This is a genomic window from Salirhabdus euzebyi, from assembly GCF_014207435.1.
Lineage (GTDB): Bacteria > Bacillota > Bacilli > Bacillales > Alkalibacillaceae > Salirhabdus > Salirhabdus euzebyi.
Genome location: NZ_JACHGH010000019.1, coordinates 1 through 15,292, shown reverse-complemented (window position 1 = coordinate 15,292; position 15,292 = coordinate 1). Strand labels below are relative to the sequence as shown.

The 15,292-nt window shown below is 35.7% G+C and carries 16 protein-coding genes; 12 read left to right on the top strand and 4 right to left on the bottom strand.

What is annotated here, in order from left to right:
- Positions 1-45 precede the first annotated feature (45 nt).
- Positions 46-1,068: an NADPH dehydrogenase NamA gene (gene namA, locus HNQ94_RS18930; RefSeq protein ID WP_174497900.1), complete on the bottom strand. Its 1,023-nt coding sequence runs from the start codon at positions 1,066-1,068 to the stop codon at positions 46-48.
- A gap of 68 nt (positions 1,069-1,136) precedes the next feature.
- Positions 1,137-1,910, bottom strand: a complete 774-nt coding sequence (locus HNQ94_RS18925) for a glycerophosphodiester phosphodiesterase (protein ID WP_174497901.1) — start codon at positions 1,908-1,910, stop codon at positions 1,137-1,139.
- An 80-nt stretch (positions 1,911-1,990) separates the two neighbouring features.
- Here HNQ94_RS18925 and HNQ94_RS18920 point away from each other — a divergent pair, with 80 nt between their 5' ends.
- The 10 genes from HNQ94_RS18920 to HNQ94_RS18875 all read left to right on the top strand — a co-directional run bounded on the left by HNQ94_RS18920 (position 1,991) and on the right by HNQ94_RS18875 (position 11,051).
- Positions 1,991-3,619, top strand: a complete 1,629-nt coding sequence (locus HNQ94_RS18920) for a M20/M25/M40 family metallo-hydrolase (RefSeq protein WP_174497902.1) — start codon at positions 1,991-1,993, stop codon at positions 3,617-3,619.
- 91 nt (positions 3,620-3,710) lie between these two features.
- On the top strand, positions 3,711-4,670 hold the full coding sequence (locus tag HNQ94_RS18915; RefSeq protein ID WP_174497903.1) for an MBL fold metallo-hydrolase: 960 nt from the start codon (positions 3,711-3,713) through the stop codon (positions 4,668-4,670).
- 12 nt (positions 4,671-4,682) lie between these two features.
- The gene (locus tag HNQ94_RS18910) at positions 4,683-5,477 is read left to right on the top strand and encodes an SDR family NAD(P)-dependent oxidoreductase (RefSeq protein WP_174497904.1); all 795 of its coding nucleotides are present in this window, start codon (positions 4,683-4,685) and stop codon (positions 5,475-5,477) included.
- Between the two features lie 118 nt (positions 5,478-5,595).
- Positions 5,596-5,997, top strand: a complete 402-nt coding sequence (locus HNQ94_RS18905; RefSeq protein WP_174497905.1) for a VOC family protein — start codon at positions 5,596-5,598, stop codon at positions 5,995-5,997.
- Positions 5,998-6,086: 89 nt separating this feature from the next.
- A complete protein-coding gene (locus HNQ94_RS18900) occupies positions 6,087-7,031 on the top strand; it encodes an RNA polymerase sigma factor (protein ID WP_174497906.1) in 945 nt (314 codons plus the stop codon).
- A gap of 22 nt (positions 7,032-7,053) precedes the next feature.
- On the top strand, positions 7,054-7,404 hold the full coding sequence (locus HNQ94_RS18895) for a VOC family protein (RefSeq protein WP_174497907.1): 351 nt from the start codon (positions 7,054-7,056) through the stop codon (positions 7,402-7,404).
- Positions 7,405-7,484: 80 nt separating this feature from the next.
- Entirely contained in the window at positions 7,485-8,324 is an 840-nt protein-coding gene (locus HNQ94_RS18890; protein WP_174497908.1) for a phosphotransferase family protein, read from the top strand.
- Between the two features lie 735 nt (positions 8,325-9,059).
- Positions 9,060-10,148, top strand: a complete 1,089-nt coding sequence (eutH, locus tag HNQ94_RS18885; protein ID WP_174497909.1) for an ethanolamine utilization protein EutH — start codon at positions 9,060-9,062, stop codon at positions 10,146-10,148.
- A gap of 160 nt (positions 10,149-10,308) precedes the next feature.
- Complete coding sequence (locus HNQ94_RS18880; RefSeq protein WP_174497910.1) at positions 10,309-10,464, top strand: hypothetical protein; 156 nt, start codon at positions 10,309-10,311, stop codon at positions 10,462-10,464.
- A 29-nt stretch (positions 10,465-10,493) separates the two neighbouring features.
- Positions 10,494-11,051 carry a hypothetical protein gene (locus HNQ94_RS18875; RefSeq protein ID WP_174497911.1) on the top strand — a complete coding sequence of 186 codons (558 nt, stop codon included), beginning with the start codon at positions 10,494-10,496 and terminating at the stop codon, positions 11,049-11,051.
- A gap of 58 nt (positions 11,052-11,109) precedes the next feature.
- On the opposite strand, the gene HNQ94_RS18870 is transcribed toward HNQ94_RS18875, so the two are convergent.
- On the bottom strand, positions 11,110-12,162 hold the full coding sequence (locus HNQ94_RS18870) for an acyltransferase family protein (protein ID WP_174497912.1): 1,053 nt from the start codon (positions 12,160-12,162) through the stop codon (positions 11,110-11,112).
- A gap of 207 nt (positions 12,163-12,369) precedes the next feature.
- On the bottom strand, positions 12,370-13,143 hold the full coding sequence (locus HNQ94_RS18865) for a DUF4097 family beta strand repeat-containing protein (protein WP_174497913.1): 774 nt from the start codon (positions 13,141-13,143) through the stop codon (positions 12,370-12,372).
- 157 nt (positions 13,144-13,300) lie between these two features.
- On the opposite strand from HNQ94_RS18865, the gene HNQ94_RS19770 reads away from it, so the two are divergent.
- Together HNQ94_RS19770 and HNQ94_RS18855 are read left to right on the top strand one after the other, a co-directional pair.
- Positions 13,301-14,518, top strand: coding sequence for a sensor histidine kinase (locus HNQ94_RS19770; RefSeq protein ID WP_174497914.1), 1,218 nt, complete (start codon positions 13,301-13,303; stop codon positions 14,516-14,518).
- Complete coding sequence (locus HNQ94_RS18855; RefSeq protein ID WP_174497915.1) at positions 14,487-15,134, top strand: response regulator transcription factor; 648 nt, start codon at positions 14,487-14,489, stop codon at positions 15,132-15,134. The genes HNQ94_RS19770 and HNQ94_RS18855 overlap by 32 nt, the downstream gene beginning before the upstream one ends.
- Positions 15,135-15,292 lie beyond the last annotated feature (158 nt).

Here is a 15,292-nt window from a genome sequence, read left to right as displayed (position 1 = left end):
TTTCTTCCATCCAACTGATCGCAACTGTATAAAAAAGATGAAGATCTATGATCTCCATCCTCTAGTATATTGAACAGGACTTTCAATATCTACTCCTAGTTCATCGGCAGCCTGTTTAGGCCAATACGGGTTACGCAAAAATGCTCTTGCGATAAAAATAAGATCTGCTCGCTCATTTTGAAGTATTTCTTCAGCTTGTAAGCCGCTCGTAATTAAGCCAACAGCACCAGTAGCTATATTTGCCTGTTGTCTAACTTTTTCTGCATACGTAACTTGATAGCCAGGATATGTGTTTATACCTATTGGAATAACTCCACCTGAGCTACAGTCTATTAAATCAACGCCCTGTCTTTTCATTTCAGACGCAAAGTAGATTATATCATCCATTTTATTCCCATTATCATCATATTCATTAGCAGAAATACGGACAAAAAGTGCACCATCCCAAACTTCTTTCACAGCCTCAATGGTTTCTGATAAGAAGCGATAGCGATTTTCTGTACTGCCTCCATAATGGTCGGTTCTTTTATTTGTTAAAGGGGATAAAAACTGGTTTATTAAATATCCATGTGCACCATGGAGTTCAATAATATCAAACCCAGCCTCTTTTGCTCGCCTAGCACCTTGTTGAAAAGCATGGATTGTTTCTTTTATTTTTTCTTCAGTCATTTCTGTAGGAGTTTGATATTTATCATTAAAAGCAATGGCTGATGGTGAAAAGATTTCTTCTTTTAATGCGGCTTTTCTACCAGCATGCCCTAATTGAATAGCTGTCTTAGCCCCGTGCACATGGACAGCCTGATTAATTTTTTGTAAGCCTTCTACATGCTTTTCATCCCAAATACCAAGATCATTAGGAGAAATTCGTCCTTCAGGAGTAACGGATGTTGATTCTACCATTATTAATCCTGCTTGTCCGACAGCTCTAGATTCATAGTGAGTTATATGAAAAGGTTTTACGAAACCATCCTCTGTATCAACAGAATACATGCACATCGGAGACATAACTATTCTGTTTTTTAATGTAACATTTTTAATGGTAAAAGGTGAAAACAATTGTGTAGTCAATTTAAATACCCTCCCAGATTGCAATTACCCTTTTACAATAGCACATTATTTACTTGCTACAAACTAACTTACCTTCTTCGGAATGGGAACTTGCGAGTTACTTTCTCGACACTTTGATTATGAAGCAAAAGTTTTACCGCAATATCAGGAACATCGGTGAATATTGCCGTGCAACCGAGCTTATAACAGCGAACGATTTGTGCGGGACGATTGACTGTATATACTCGCAAATCAAGACCATGTTTTTGGCATTCACCAACTAAATGTGTACTTAGTATTCTATATTTTATGTGAATACCCGAGGCACCTAATAATTTTGTGAAATTTGCTAACCGCCTAATTTTGGTAGACGTTAAGAAGGCAATATTAACGTTACGATCAATTTTCTTAAACTTTTCAATACTCTTTGGATTAAAACTTGATATAACTGTTCGGTCAAGTAAATCATATGTAAAGAGTAACTGATACACTTTTTGCTCTAACTTCTTATATTCAATAACATTATTTTTTAACTCAATATTGAGTAACAGCTGTTTAGGCTTCGCCCATTGAAGTAGCTCTTCTAATGTCACGATTGATGTCCCAGCATATTTGGAAGAAAACCAACTACCGGCATCTAATTGTTTAATTTCTTCTAATGTATAATCTTCTACAAAACCAGTACCATTAGTCGTTCTTCTAACATTCTCATCGTGAATTAAGACAGGAACACCATCTTTTGTCAGTTGAACATCTGTTTCAATACCATCCGCTTTCATCTCATAGGCAAGTTGAAAAGCAGGCATTGTATTTTCTGGAGCGTAACGACTAGCACCTCGATGTGCATATATTTTCGTTTTCAATTTTTCCACCCCTTTGTTAAACTCTAATTGATTGTGGTAGATTTTATGAAAAAAGTCAATCCCATGAAAGGAGCTACAAAATGCAAGAATGGAAAACAAGAGAACAATTAGAAAATTTACTTTGTACTTTATCCGAATATCCAAGTATTACGGGATCAGATGATGAAATAGCTATTGTCCAGTATCTTTATCATTTATTATCAGAACGGGATTACTTCATAAAAAATGAAGAACATTTAAATTTACATCCGTTAGATGATGGTAGACAGCTTTTAACAGCTTTAGTAAAAAAAGATGAAACAGTCTCGGACACCATCGTGCTTTTAGCGCATATAGACGTCGTGGATGTAGAAGATTATGGTTCTTTTATTAACCTTGCTTTTCACCCAAGGGAACTTACAAAGGAGTTTCATAAAAATCCCGATATATTACCGTTAGATGCCAGAAATGACCTGCTAACAGGGAATTGGTTATTTGGGCGTGGAACAATGGATATGAAAGCAGGACTTACTGTGCACCTATCCTTGTTAGAAAAAGCAATGAACGGAAATTTCCCTGGCAATATTATGCTTGTTGTCGTTCCAGACGAAGAAGTGAACTCTGCTGGAATGCTTGCATCTCTTCCAGTTTTACAAGAATGGAAGCAAAAATATGAACTTAATTACGTGACATGCTTAAATGGTGAACCAATGTTTAGTAGGTATCCAGGTGATGAAAACTTTTATATGTATATGGGTTCAATAGGGAAAGTATTACCTGGTTTCTATTGTTATGGGAAGGAATCTCACGTTGGTGAGCCATTCGCAGGAGTGAATGCCAATGTGATGACCAGTTATATTAACCAAGAACTAGAACTACACGAGTCTTTTGTTGAAAAGGTGGGCGAAGAAGTAACTCCTCCACCAGTTAGCCTAATGAGTAGAGATTTGAAAGAAGAATACTCTGTTCAAACACCTATTGCAGGTATATCCATGTACAACATTTTATATATGAGGCAAAGTTTAGGGGATATTACCGAGAAGCTTCTCGATTCTTGTTATCGTGCTAAACAAAAAATTGAAGCGCATTATAAGACGAAAGCAAAAAACTTCTCCGAAAAGGCCGGTATATCATATGAATCTAACGTACATGTAAATATCCTTTTATATGAAGATTTATTTAAGGAAGCAATTAAACGATTTGGAGAACAAGAAGTGTTAAGACGTCAAAATTTATTAATAAATAATCGGGATCATGGAGATAGGGATTTTTCTACTTTACTCGTTCAAGATTTAGCCTATTTGTGTAAAGATCTAGCACCGATGATTGTATTATTTTATAGCCCACCATTTTATCCGTCGGTATCTTCCAAAGAAAATACTCTTATACAAGATGTAACGAAAGAAATACAACGGGAGATTGAGAAGTCTTATGATATGAAATTAGAGGCTGTAGAGTTTTTCCCAGGACTTTCTGATCTCAGCTATATAGGTTCTCCAGCGGCAGATATGCAAACAACATTATTGGAACAAAACATGCCAATTCATAATAAGGGCTATACATTGAACACCGAAGCCATGAATGAAGTGAGTATGCCAGTTTTGAATATTGGACCTCTAGGTAAAGACCCACACCAATGGACAGAGCGTTTAGAACTTACGTATACTTTTGAAAAACTACCTGTAATTTTGGAAAAAACGATTCACCACATTTTTTCCATGAAAAAATAGTATATATTCTCCAAATTATATGACAAAAACAACTAATAGGGGTAAAATAGAAAAATGAATACCCATTCAGTTTCCGTTTGGAGGATATACGATGTTAAAGACAGAAAAAATTTACCAATTAACTGTACCAACACCTTATCCTGTAGGTGATGTCCATTTATATGTGTTAAAAGGGGAAACGCTTAGTTTAATTGATGCAGGTGTTAATACAGATGAAGCCTGGGACGCAGTAAAAGTACAACTCAAGGAAATTGGTTTGTCCTCAAAAGATTTTGAGCAAATTTTCTTAACGCACCATCACCCTGATCATATCGGATTGGTGGAACACTTTGAGCGTGTGCAAAATATATATGGCGAGAAGCAAGTTCATTTGTGGTTAACGAAAGATGAAACGTTTTTGGATCATTACAAGAAGTTTTTCAACCAATTATACGTTGACTTTGCAGTTCCAGAAAACTTTCATAATTTTTCAAAGCAAGTAAAAGGTACGATGCGATACGCTGGTAAAGGAGCGTTAACAAAGTTCCTAAATGATGGAGATATATTACCAGGACATGAGGATTGGCGTGTAGTAGAAACGAAGGGTCATGCCCAAAGTCACTTTTCTTTTTATAATAAAAAAGACTTTTCCTTGTTTTCAGGGGATCATATTTTATCTCATATTTCCTCTAATCCACTATTGGAGCCACCGATGAATGAGGGAGAAAACCGTCCGAAACCAATGCTAGAATATCGAGATTCGATGAAAAAAATGCTCGGTTATGAAGTGGATCAAGTTTATCCAGGTCATGGACCAATTTTTAGAGGAATAAAGCATTTAATTGAAGAACGTTTAGTGAAACAAGAAACAAGAGCAGAAAAGGTGCATAAACTTTTAATGGAAAAGCCTCTTACACCTTTTGAAGTTTGTCAAAAATTATTTCCAAGACAGTACGAAAGACAGCTAGGTTTAACAATGTCTGAAACAGTTGGGCAATTAGACTATTTAGAATCAATAGAAAAAGTGTCGATTGAAAAGGTGAATGGTCATTTAGTTTATCATCCAAAGTAAATGAGGGTGCCTATGAAGGATAGATTAGTAAATAAAAGAATAGTGATTACAGGTGCATCAAGTGGAATTGGCCAACAGCTAGCTTATGAAGTTGCTAAAGCTGGAGCCATTCCCATCCTTGTTGCACGATCCCATTCAAAATTAGAAGAAATAGTAGCTCACATCACGGAGCAGTTTGACCGTACTAGTGATTACTACGTTTGTGATATCGGAAATAAACAACAATGGCAAAAAACGATGGAAAAAATTGTACAAGATCATAAGCAGATTCACGTTCTACTTAATAATGCGGGATTTGGATTATTTCAAAACGTTGCCGACATGGATGTAGTAGACATCGAAAAAATGTTTTCGGTTAACGTACATGCTTTAATGCAATCCTCACATTTCTTTTTAACCCATATGTTAGCCCATGGTGAAGGGCATATTGTCAATATTGCTTCTCAGGCCGCAAAAATGGCAACACCGAAAGCTGCTGTATATGCTGCAACGAAGCATGCAGTATTAGGTTTTACAAATGGATTGCGAATGGAAGTTGAGGCGGAAGGTATTTATGTTACTGCTGTTAACTTAGGCCCAGTAAGAACAAACTTTTTTCAAACGGCAGATCCAGGTGGGAACTATGAGAAAGCCCTTGGAAGGCTTCTACTCGATCCAAAGGACGTAGCCGAAAAGGTAATTCGTAACTTATATAAAACAAAGCGAGAAATCAACTTGCCGCTCTGGATGGAACTTGGTAGCCGTTTTTATCGATTATTTCCAGGGCTTACGGAGAAGTTGTTTAAAAAGCAATTTTCTAAAAAATAGTTACGAGCTTGTGGAAAACCATTTCCCAAGCTCGTTTTATTTTGAATAGAAAGAGAAAAAAGGATTTTTACTTTTAGGAAACGAAATTAAAATTTATCTTAAAAAAGGGGAATAGATTATGAAGGAAAAACTAATTAGAGTAGGGACAACATACTTACCTGTTCAGGATATAGAGAAAGCTGCTAAATGGTATGAGCGTGTACTTGATGCAAAATTGAATTATATAGATGAGGACAAAGCAATTGTAAATCTTGCTAACCAAAGCTTTTTTCTCGTTAAAGCTCCAAAAAATGAGACCGCTAACTTCATAGATATTAATGGAAAAGAACGGTTTTCTCTTACATTTGAAGTAAATGGAATAGAAGAACTAGTAGCATTACATAATGAATTATCGGTAAAAGGAGTCACTATTGGAGATATAGAAAATAGAGGACATGCTGGAAGGAATTTTGTTTTTTCAGATGCAGATGGAAACAAATTCGATGTGTGGAGTGAGCTAAGTCCTTCGTTTAAAGAATAATTTAATTTGGAATAAAAAAATATAAAATCCCCGTATATTTTCGACTCCTTTATTCGTTATATAATTAGATTAATTATAGGAGGTAATGTATGAAAACAGATTTACAATATATCGGGGAACACTCAAAAAATGCATGGGACAGTTTTTGGTATGAAGTTGAACCATTTCGAAATGCATTGTGGAATTATTGTTTAAAGTTAACAGGATCGGCTTGGGATGCGGAAGATTTATTTCAAGATACACTCCTTAAATCCTTCGCTTCCCTATCTTCATTATCACATAGACAACAGCCATTAAAGGCAAAATCTTTTTTGTTTCGAGTTGCGACAAACCATTGGTTAGACCAATGCAGAAGAACGAGCCGATTTAAAAGTGAAGTGCTAAATGATCAAGATCTAACTACTGATATTATTGATTCAGTAGAAATATCAGAGGCAATTGAATCTCTGTTACATAACCTTACTCCAAAACAAGTAGTCGTTTTTGTTTTAATAGAATCCTTTCGGTTTACAGCAGGAGAAGTTGCGGATTTATTATCGACTACGGAAGGTGCTGTGAATGGGTTGCTTGTTCGCGCAAGGAAAAAAAAGCACCAAATAACGAAAACAATAGAGAATAAAAGGAATGGAAAAAGAATCATACCAACTTCATCTATTAAAAAATTTATGGAACTTTACAATCGTCAGGATTTTAATGGACTGGCAGATATGCTATTAGACCATGCTTCGTTCAGTTTTGTAGAAATGAATAGTGTAGAATATGGAAAAGAAACAATTACAAAATACTCCCTTAATCCGAACAAACTCAATAGACAGAAGAATATCATGGTTCATTTTGATTTGTTATGGGGAAAAGAAACTCTTATTTTTACCCAAGAGACAGAACAGAGTAGCCTGCTGTTTGATATTAATACGATTGAGTGGGAAGAAGGGAAAATTGCTAGGTGGAAGTGCTACTATTTTTGTAGAGAATTTATGAGCCAAGCAGCCGAATATTTAGGATTACCCTTAGCACCATTGGAAAAGCTTCAGTAAATGCAGGAAAGTAGGTATAACTATGGGACGTGTAATAGGCTTTGAATTAAATAGCCAAGATCCAAAAAAGGCATCCGCATTTTATGCAAAGGTTTTTGGTTGGCAGGTATCTAGTCAACAATGGGATTATTATCCAGTGAAAACTGGTAAAGGGGAACAATTAGGTATTGATGGTGGGATTGCAAAAGGACCGGGAGATTTTCCGCATGGATCAAGAATTCAAATCGAAGTTGATTGTATTGATGAATCGATCCGAAGTGCCAAGGATAATGGCGCGATGGTAATACGAGAAAAAATGGAGTTTGAATCATTCTACCTTGCTTATTTAGTAGACCCGACGGGGTTAGGATTTGGTCTTGTTCAGCAAAAATAATTAATGAGAAACTGCTTTGCTTCTAGATGGAGCAAAGTTTTTCTCGTATTATGAAAATAAATATTAATGAAGGTGAAAATATGATAAAAAATATCTTACGCCCATTAGGCCTCTCATCTTGTTCCGTTTGTGAGGAGGTTCACGGTGGGAGAGACAGTCAGGTATATAAACTAATACATAATGATGTGGTCTATGCTTTGCGGATATTGCCATCTCCTCTACATGAGCAATTTTTAATGGAAGAGGAAAAAATAAAAATGGCCTTAGAAAATGGGATCCCTGTTCCGAAGATTTATTCTGTTCGCATTATAGAAGACTACAGTGTGATGCTGATGGAATGGTGTCATGGAAAAACTGTATTTCAAGAATTGATTGAAAATCCAAATAAGGCTAATGAACTTGGTTTTGAATTTGGTAGGATTCAGGCATCTATTAATAAAGTTAGTTTTTCTTCCGTTCACAAAGAAAGTCGGTCATGGTTATTACATACACCAGAAGAGGCACAATTGTTAGAGAAAGTTCCACATGAAAGCATGTCACATCGATTACTCCATTTAGATTATCATCCGCTTAATGTACTTACGGATGGAAAGCAAATTGTAGGAGTTATTGACTGGGCCAACGCAACTTTTGGAGACTATCGCTTCGATGTCTCTAGAACAAAAGCTATTCTGGGACTTGAGGGTGCGAAACATCTTCATGAGGAAGTCCTAATGGAGTTCGAACAAGGATGGAGAAAAGGCTATGAACATATCCTTTTAAAGTCTCTAGAAACGGTTGAAGGTCTTCCATTGTTTAATGCTTGGGCTGGATTGAGAATGAAAAGAGATTTAGCCGATGTACTTACAGATGAGGATTACGAACGTATTGAAGTGTGGATTCAAAAATGGTTATTAGAAGACAGCTCTAATAGAATGTAGCCGAGTATTTATCAAAATATATGTCTTTTTTCGTAAAGAGTTATGGAATTTGTGGCACAGTTGATGGAAACTGGGGCATAACTTATATCTCCACTCATCCTTTACAAGATGAGTGGAAGTCCGTCGCCGCGGAAAAATAATCGCTTTCTATGGGCAAGGCTTCAGCCTCCACGCGGCAAAGAGCGCTCGTCTCGGGGGTCTTCAGACTCTCGCTCTCCCATAGGACAAGGAACGCTTCGGCAGCTTTACATTGCACGAAGAAAATTGCGTTTCATTTTCGAGGAGTCTCGCATGTTTCCGCTGCTTAGAATGGTGGGCTGTACAAGGAAAAGACTTCCCCTAAAAAAACAATTTTATGATGATAATCATCACTACTCGTAAACCAGAAGATTACTTTTAGCGTAGGCAGAATACGTAGACTCCTGCAGGACCAGTGACCTAAGTGAGACCCTGCAGACGAAGTCGAGGAGGCTCAGTGGGAACCCGCGGAAAGCGAAGTATTCTGCCGAAGCGGCGGTATAGCACTCAACATTCATAGCTAAAGTTAACGTCGCAATTTAAGCTAATAAAGAAACAATTATTTATAGTCGTATTAGGTTTATGTGACTAACCCTTTTAAGTAGAAGCTCTTGGGACTAATGAAGTTTACATTATTAAACTATATCTTGTACTATGATTATAACGGAATGTCTTATGTCATAAGTGTTCACAAAAATAACAAATGGAGTTAGTATAATGATTATAAATGACATCATCATCATAATAGTCGTAATTTTTCTTTGTATAGGTGCAATAGATAGAATACTAGGGAATAAATGGGGGTATGGGGAACGTTTTACGGATGGATTTAGAGCGATGGGAACATTAACCATTGCAATGGTCGGTATTATTTCTTTTGCACCAGTTATAGCCGGGATATTAACCCCTGTGATAGCCCCTCTTTTCCGTGTTATTGGAGCAGATCCTGCTACCTTTGCAAACATGATCCTAGCAATTGATATGGGTGGATATGCATTAGCAAAGGAGATGGCTTTAACTAGTGAGGCAGAGTTGTTTGCCTGGGTCTTTCTCGGAACAATGATGGGTCCTACCATTGTATTTACCATTCCCGTAGCATTAGGAATCATTCGTAAAGAAGATCACCATCTCTTCGCAAAAGGTATTTTAATAGGGTTCATAACAATACCAATTGGTAGTTTAATTGGTGGTCTGGTTGGTGGTTTAGACTTCATAACAATAATGAGAAACTTATTACCTGCTATATTCTTTTCTATTCTTATTGGTTTAGGATTATGGAAGCAGCCTGGTAAAATGATTAAAAGGTTTTCTGTTTTTGGTAAATGTATAGAAATCGTTGCAATAGTAGGTTTAGTAGCCATTATAGTAGAGACGATGACTGGTTTTGTGGTGATACCAAATTTGGCACCATTACAAGAGGGAATCCAAGTAGTAGGAATGATTGTTATTTTTCTAGCAGGTGCTTTTCCAATGGTACTATTTATCCAAAAGGTATTGAAAAAACCGCTAGGGAAAATCGGGTCGTTCCTTGGTATTAGTGAGGCATCCACAGCTGGACTCGTATCCTCTCTTGCACATGCTATACCTATGCTAACAATATTAAAGGACATGGATGATCGCGGAAAAGTGATTAATGTTGCCTTTGCAGTTAGCGGTGCTTTTGTTTTTGGTGGTCACCTAGGGTTTGTAGCTGGCATTGAAAAAGATATGGTTTTTGCAATGATTGTTGGAAAACTAGTTGCTGGTATTAGTGCTATTTTGTTAGCTTTGTTCATCTTACGGAACAGAGCTAATAAATTAGATTAATGGGAGGGTAGTGTTCGTATATGGACGTCTACTGTATAACTTGATGGGAAACGGGATCACCGTTTTATTCGTATAAGGTAGGCTAGTGGTGTTTTAACTGCGGAACAATATGGAGGAAGTGTACCTCCGTATGAATAAAAGGTTACGGAGGTGATGTGAGATGCCCGATGAATTTGTCGTTGGATGGGGTACACTTGCTCTTATTAATGCAGGATTAGCCCAAGGTAAAAATCGTACGGGACTTAATTGGTTCTTGCTATCATTGCTTCTAGGTCCTCTTGCAACCTTCATCCTACTCCTCGTTGACAAACGTTAATAAATATACATATAGTGAGGGAAATCATTTTGAACGAAGTAACGATTCAACAAATTAACAGTATCGTATTTATGGAGAAATTAAATTTATTTGCAAAGCCAGATGTTATTTTGTTTCATCCAGGGCATTTTCCAGAATTGAATAAACAACTACTAGATTACTACCATCAATTTGATGCCAAATTGATTATGATTCCTTCTGTCTTTAATACATTTCTTAATAGTAGTGAGTATGATTATTATAGACCCCTCCTAATGAGAGAAGGAGTAGAAAAAGAAAAACTTAAAGCAATCCCACCTAACAGCATTAATGGGGTAGAAGGTGTGATTCAATCTGCTTTTCAATATATTAATGAGTCAACCAACCAAAATATACTTTTAGCGGGTAAGTCATTTTTTAGTAGAAGATTTTATCTGCTTTCTTCCCTGTATGCAAAGCAGGGGAAGATTATAGATGTTCTCCCTTTAGTAGATGATAGAAAAATTACACCAACTAGTTGGATGAAAAGTGAGAAGGGAAGAGCCCGAGTCTTAAACGAAGTAGAACAATATGGAAACATTATTCGTAAGCAACTAAATGTTTTATAGAACAATAAAAATTCCCCTTGAAAAGGTTAGTAAATGTAACTACTCCAAGGGGAATTTTTTATGAAACAGATTTTGATTGTGTAACGAATATTCTTCTCCTAAGCCACATAGCTTTTGCCTTATCAAATTGAGTTTGAATGAAATCGACAATTGTACCTTCTACAACAGGTTTCATAATGAAAATAATTAGTTTGGAAGATAGTAGTAAGGATAGAATAAAGGCTAAAAGGAAATAAAGAGCTGCTTTTAATAGGTGAAGATCCTCCAACCATTCAAAAACCCTTACATATTTTAAAATAAATAAGTGGAGTAAATAAATATAGGCTGTTTTTTGTCCTAACTTTGTATAAAATGTGAACTGTTTAGGAACCCAAGATAAAATAGTTATGATGCCAAGTAACATAAGTACGTAAAAGGTGAACCTTATAAAGATTCCTTCCATAGTAGTTAATCCCATATCCAAATAAGAGTACCTGCCTAATAACATATTTCTTGCTTCCAGTAATGTAAATTGGCTTAAAATCAAGATAGAAACCCCAATTCCTACGAGCGACACTACCTTGGCAACTTTGTTTCTAAACCATTCAAAATGTGCTTTTTCTGCATAAAATCCGATTAAGAAAAAGGGGAAAAATACAAATGTTCTAGAAACACTAAAATATGTTCCTGCTTGATGTATACAGCCGATGCCGATCCCAACGATGATGGAGACAATAATAGGATATTTTAATCGATGAAAAAGAAATAAGAGCAAATTCCATTGATACAAGCTTAATAGAAACCACAATCCCATCAATGGCTCAAACCAATTTATGGAAGAAAAGTGTCCATCACGAAAAAGAGTAGTTCCTATTAATTGAAAAACTAAGTAAGGAACAAATAACCGCTTTGTGATTTTAAGTACATATCCTTCTTTATAGAATTTCTTAGCAAAAAAACCTGTTAAGAGAATTAAAGCAGGCATACGGAAAGATGCTAATAGATTATTTATCCAATAAATAATTTCACTATCTTGTCTCATAGGACTAATTAAATGTCCGAACACAACAAGGATTACTAGTATAAATCTCGTATTATCCAAATGAGGATTTCTAGTAGTAGTTTTTGTCATTTTACTCACCCCCGATTTAAAAACGAATTATAGCTAAACTATAAAGGATAATTTTTAAAATATAGGGAGTAAAACTATGAAGAGTTTCTTAAGATTTCATTAAAATAAATACATAATTAATAGACTAATGAATAAACGGGGTATGCGATTTACACATACCCCGTTTAACCATGATGCTTCGTAAAACCTATGCAGACACTTTCACTCTTAATTTAACAAGAAATCCCCTGAGTTCGTTCTAATAGACATACTATATTCTCCATCACCTAGTTTACCGACGATTAGATCTTCTTCTTTCTTTTCAAATAAAAATCCTGGAACGTTAATCTCACCCTCACCCGAATTGGATTTAAATTGTAAAGTAAAGGAATTTTCTTTTGTACTAAGACTAATATCACCACTAGTTGTTTTGGCATCTACAGTTAATAAATCGCTTCCAGTTATATCCCCAGAATTAGCTTTTAAAAAAGCTGTTTGAGCAAATGAATTTTTAATAGTAATATCACCGGATTTTGCTTGAAGATCTACCTTATCAGAAGTTATTCCATTTACATAAATATCACCGGATGATGATTCCACAATGATGTCTTGATACATGTTACTAGGAATTTTAATCGTTAACTTAGTGCCCTTGTTAATAGCAAAAACTGTAAAAGATGGACGCATTAGTCTGTCTAGTTCAACCTCTAATGTTCGATTAGTTTCTGAAACCTTTAAGTCAAAAGCGTCCTTCATTTTTTCACTAACTTCTCCGTCTAATTCGATGTCAATTTCATTTCCTGAATGTTTAACTAATTCAACATCTGTTGATCCAGAGGAAATGTATATATTTTGTATGTCATCGCCTTGGATTTGTTGATTTTCCTGAATTTTTACTGTGTTGAAAGAAAAAGCATCTGCTCCCTCTGTATAGAAAATAAATCCAATACCAGATATAAGAATGGTCAGTATCGTTATCAAACAAACGCCAATTATTTTCATTTTTATCTTCTCCTTATCTTTGTCTAATTCAATCATATAGAAAAAAAGTCATATGACTTTAGTGAAATTGGTCATTTCTTTTTTGAAGGCTCTATTCGAATATGGATGAATTTAGTAATATAGGAAGTATTAGAAGAAGATTTGGTGGCGATTAATAGTGAATAAGAAATACAGTTGGATGTGGATAGATTGGTTAATTTTTGCTGTAAGATGTGGATGGTATGGCACTGGTTTAACCTATTACTATGTGTATATGGAAAAATTGGGTGAGCTTTCTTATCTAGAGTTCGTTATGTGCGTTTCACTTGGTTTTTTCGTTCCACTTTTATTTTGGCGGCCTAACTATACGAACCCAACTTTGTATGCCATAGCAGAGTTGCTCGTTTCGGGCACTTTCTCCATCTATATAAACGTGATTCTAGATATCAACTTAAGTACATCCATCATACTCATGCCCGTTTTAATGATTGGTTACTTATTGACGAAAAAAACAGCTCCCTGGACTATTCCCATTTTTGTTATTTTGTTGCCTGCGAATCGCTTTTGGACTATTGAGAGCCAATTCACATTTTTTTTACAATACGTTGATATTCTTTTATTCTTTGGAATTGGTTTAGGTTTCAATCTCATAACAAAATCCCAAAAACGGTATAAAAATCTTGTGCAAGAAAATAGGAAGCAATATGAAATGATCCAGTCACAAAATAATGCTTTAGAACAGTACGCACATCAAGTGGAGAAGTATACTCTGCTTGAGGAAAGAAACCGTATGGCAAGAGACCTCCATGATTCAATTGGTCACTATTTCACAACTATTACAGTAGGACTAGATGCTATTAGTTATATGATTAATAGTGATCCTAAACTTGCCGGTCAAAAAGTTAATCGCCTAGCAGAAATTTCTAGAGAGGGACTTAACGAGGTCAGAAGGACTATACATCAAATTGCTTCCTCGACAGCTGATTTGCCACTCACCAATCAGCTTGAAACATTATTAAAAGAATTTGAAGAACATACCGATACAAAAATTCTTTTTGAAAAAATGGGTGGTGAAGTAGATCTGAATCTTCAACGAAAGTTATCACTTGTCCGGTTTGTCCAGGAATGTTTAACCAATGCCAAACGACATGGTGGAGCAAGATTTATAAAGGTCACAGTCCAATATACAAAAGAATCGGTTGAACTCAAAGTTTATAATGATGGGAAAAAAATAGAGACGATTAACTTTGGATTTGGATTAACATCAATGAAAAATAGAGTGGAGGAATTAAATGGAGAACTAAGAATTGAAAACAAAGAGGATGGAGTTACAATTATATGTACGCTCCCACTAGGAGGATTCTATGAAAAAAATAAAGCTATTGCTCGTGGATGATCAAGAATTAATTAGAGAGAGTTTGGCATTTGTTCTAAATACAGATGACGAAATAGAAGTGGTGGGATTAGCTCCGGATGGACAGCAAGCAATTGCGTTTTGTGAAGAAATTCAACCAGACATAGTACTTATGGATATCCAAATGCCTGTGTTAAATGGCATTGAGGCTACGAAGAAAATAAAAGAAAAATGGCCAGCCGTCAAAGTAATGATACTCACTACTTTTCATGAAGTCGATTACGTATCTGAAGCTTTGTCTATTGGTGCGGAGGGTTTTTTATTAAAGGCTATACACCCAAATGAGCTGATTTCTGGAATCAAACATATATATAACGACGGAACATTAGTTTCCCAGAGTTTAGCAAAAATATTAGTGAGCCAAATTCAGTTATCAAACAAGGAAACCGAAATAAAAAAAGCCAAATTCGGATTAACGGAGCGAGAGGAACAAGTGTTAAAATGCCTATCTCAAGGATTAACGAATAAACTTATATCTGAAAAACTTTTCTTAACGGAAGGGACCGTTAAAAACTATATATCTAATATTTATCACAAATTGGATGTGAAAGATCGATTCCAGGCCGCACAAAAAGCAACTAATGAGAAAATTATATAAAGTTCTCTTGGGGAGACCCCAAAATCGTTTTCGCATTTCCTCTCCTCTCCTCTCCTAAGGAAGTGCCGGAGAGCCCCTAAGCCCTAAGTTCTGAGCGAAGTCTCGTTTTTATCCGTTACAACAACAATAATAAAATCTGTTTTTAAAAGATTGTTGTT

Bases quoted from the DNA above. Each gene is read 5' to 3' on its own strand.
- HNQ94_RS18920 (WP_174497902.1), top strand. From the start codon at position 1,991: ATGCAAGAATGGAAAACAAGAGAACAATTAGAAAATTTACTTTGTACT.
- HNQ94_RS18915 (WP_174497903.1), top strand. From the start codon at position 3,711: ATGTTAAAGACAGAAAAAATTTACCAATTAACTGTACCAACACCTTAT.
- HNQ94_RS18910 (WP_174497904.1), top strand. From the start codon at position 4,683: ATGAAGGATAGATTAGTAAATAAAAGAATAGTGATTACAGGTGCATCA.
- HNQ94_RS18905 (WP_174497905.1), top strand. From the start codon at position 5,596: ATGAAGGAAAAACTAATTAGAGTAGGGACAACATACTTACCTGTTCAG.
- HNQ94_RS18900 (WP_174497906.1), top strand. From the start codon at position 6,087: ATGAAAACAGATTTACAATATATCGGGGAACACTCAAAAAATGCATGG.
- HNQ94_RS18895 (WP_174497907.1), top strand. From the start codon at position 7,054: ATGGGACGTGTAATAGGCTTTGAATTAAATAGCCAAGATCCAAAAAAG.
- HNQ94_RS18890 (WP_174497908.1), top strand. From the start codon at position 7,485: ATGATAAAAAATATCTTACGCCCATTAGGCCTCTCATCTTGTTCCGTT.
- eutH (WP_174497909.1), top strand. From the start codon at position 9,060: ATGATTATAAATGACATCATCATCATAATAGTCGTAATTTTTCTTTGT.
- HNQ94_RS18880 (WP_174497910.1), top strand. From the start codon at position 10,309: ATGCCCGATGAATTTGTCGTTGGATGGGGTACACTTGCTCTTATTAAT.
- HNQ94_RS18870 (WP_174497912.1), bottom strand. From the start codon at position 12,162: ATGACAAAAACTACTACTAGAAATCCTCATTTGGATAATACGAGATTT.
- HNQ94_RS18865 (WP_174497913.1), bottom strand. From the start codon at position 13,143: ATGAAAATAATTGGCGTTTGTTTGATAACGATACTGACCATTCTTATA.
- HNQ94_RS18855 (WP_174497915.1), top strand. From the start codon at position 14,487: ATGAAAAAAATAAAGCTATTGCTCGTGGATGATCAAGAATTAATTAGA.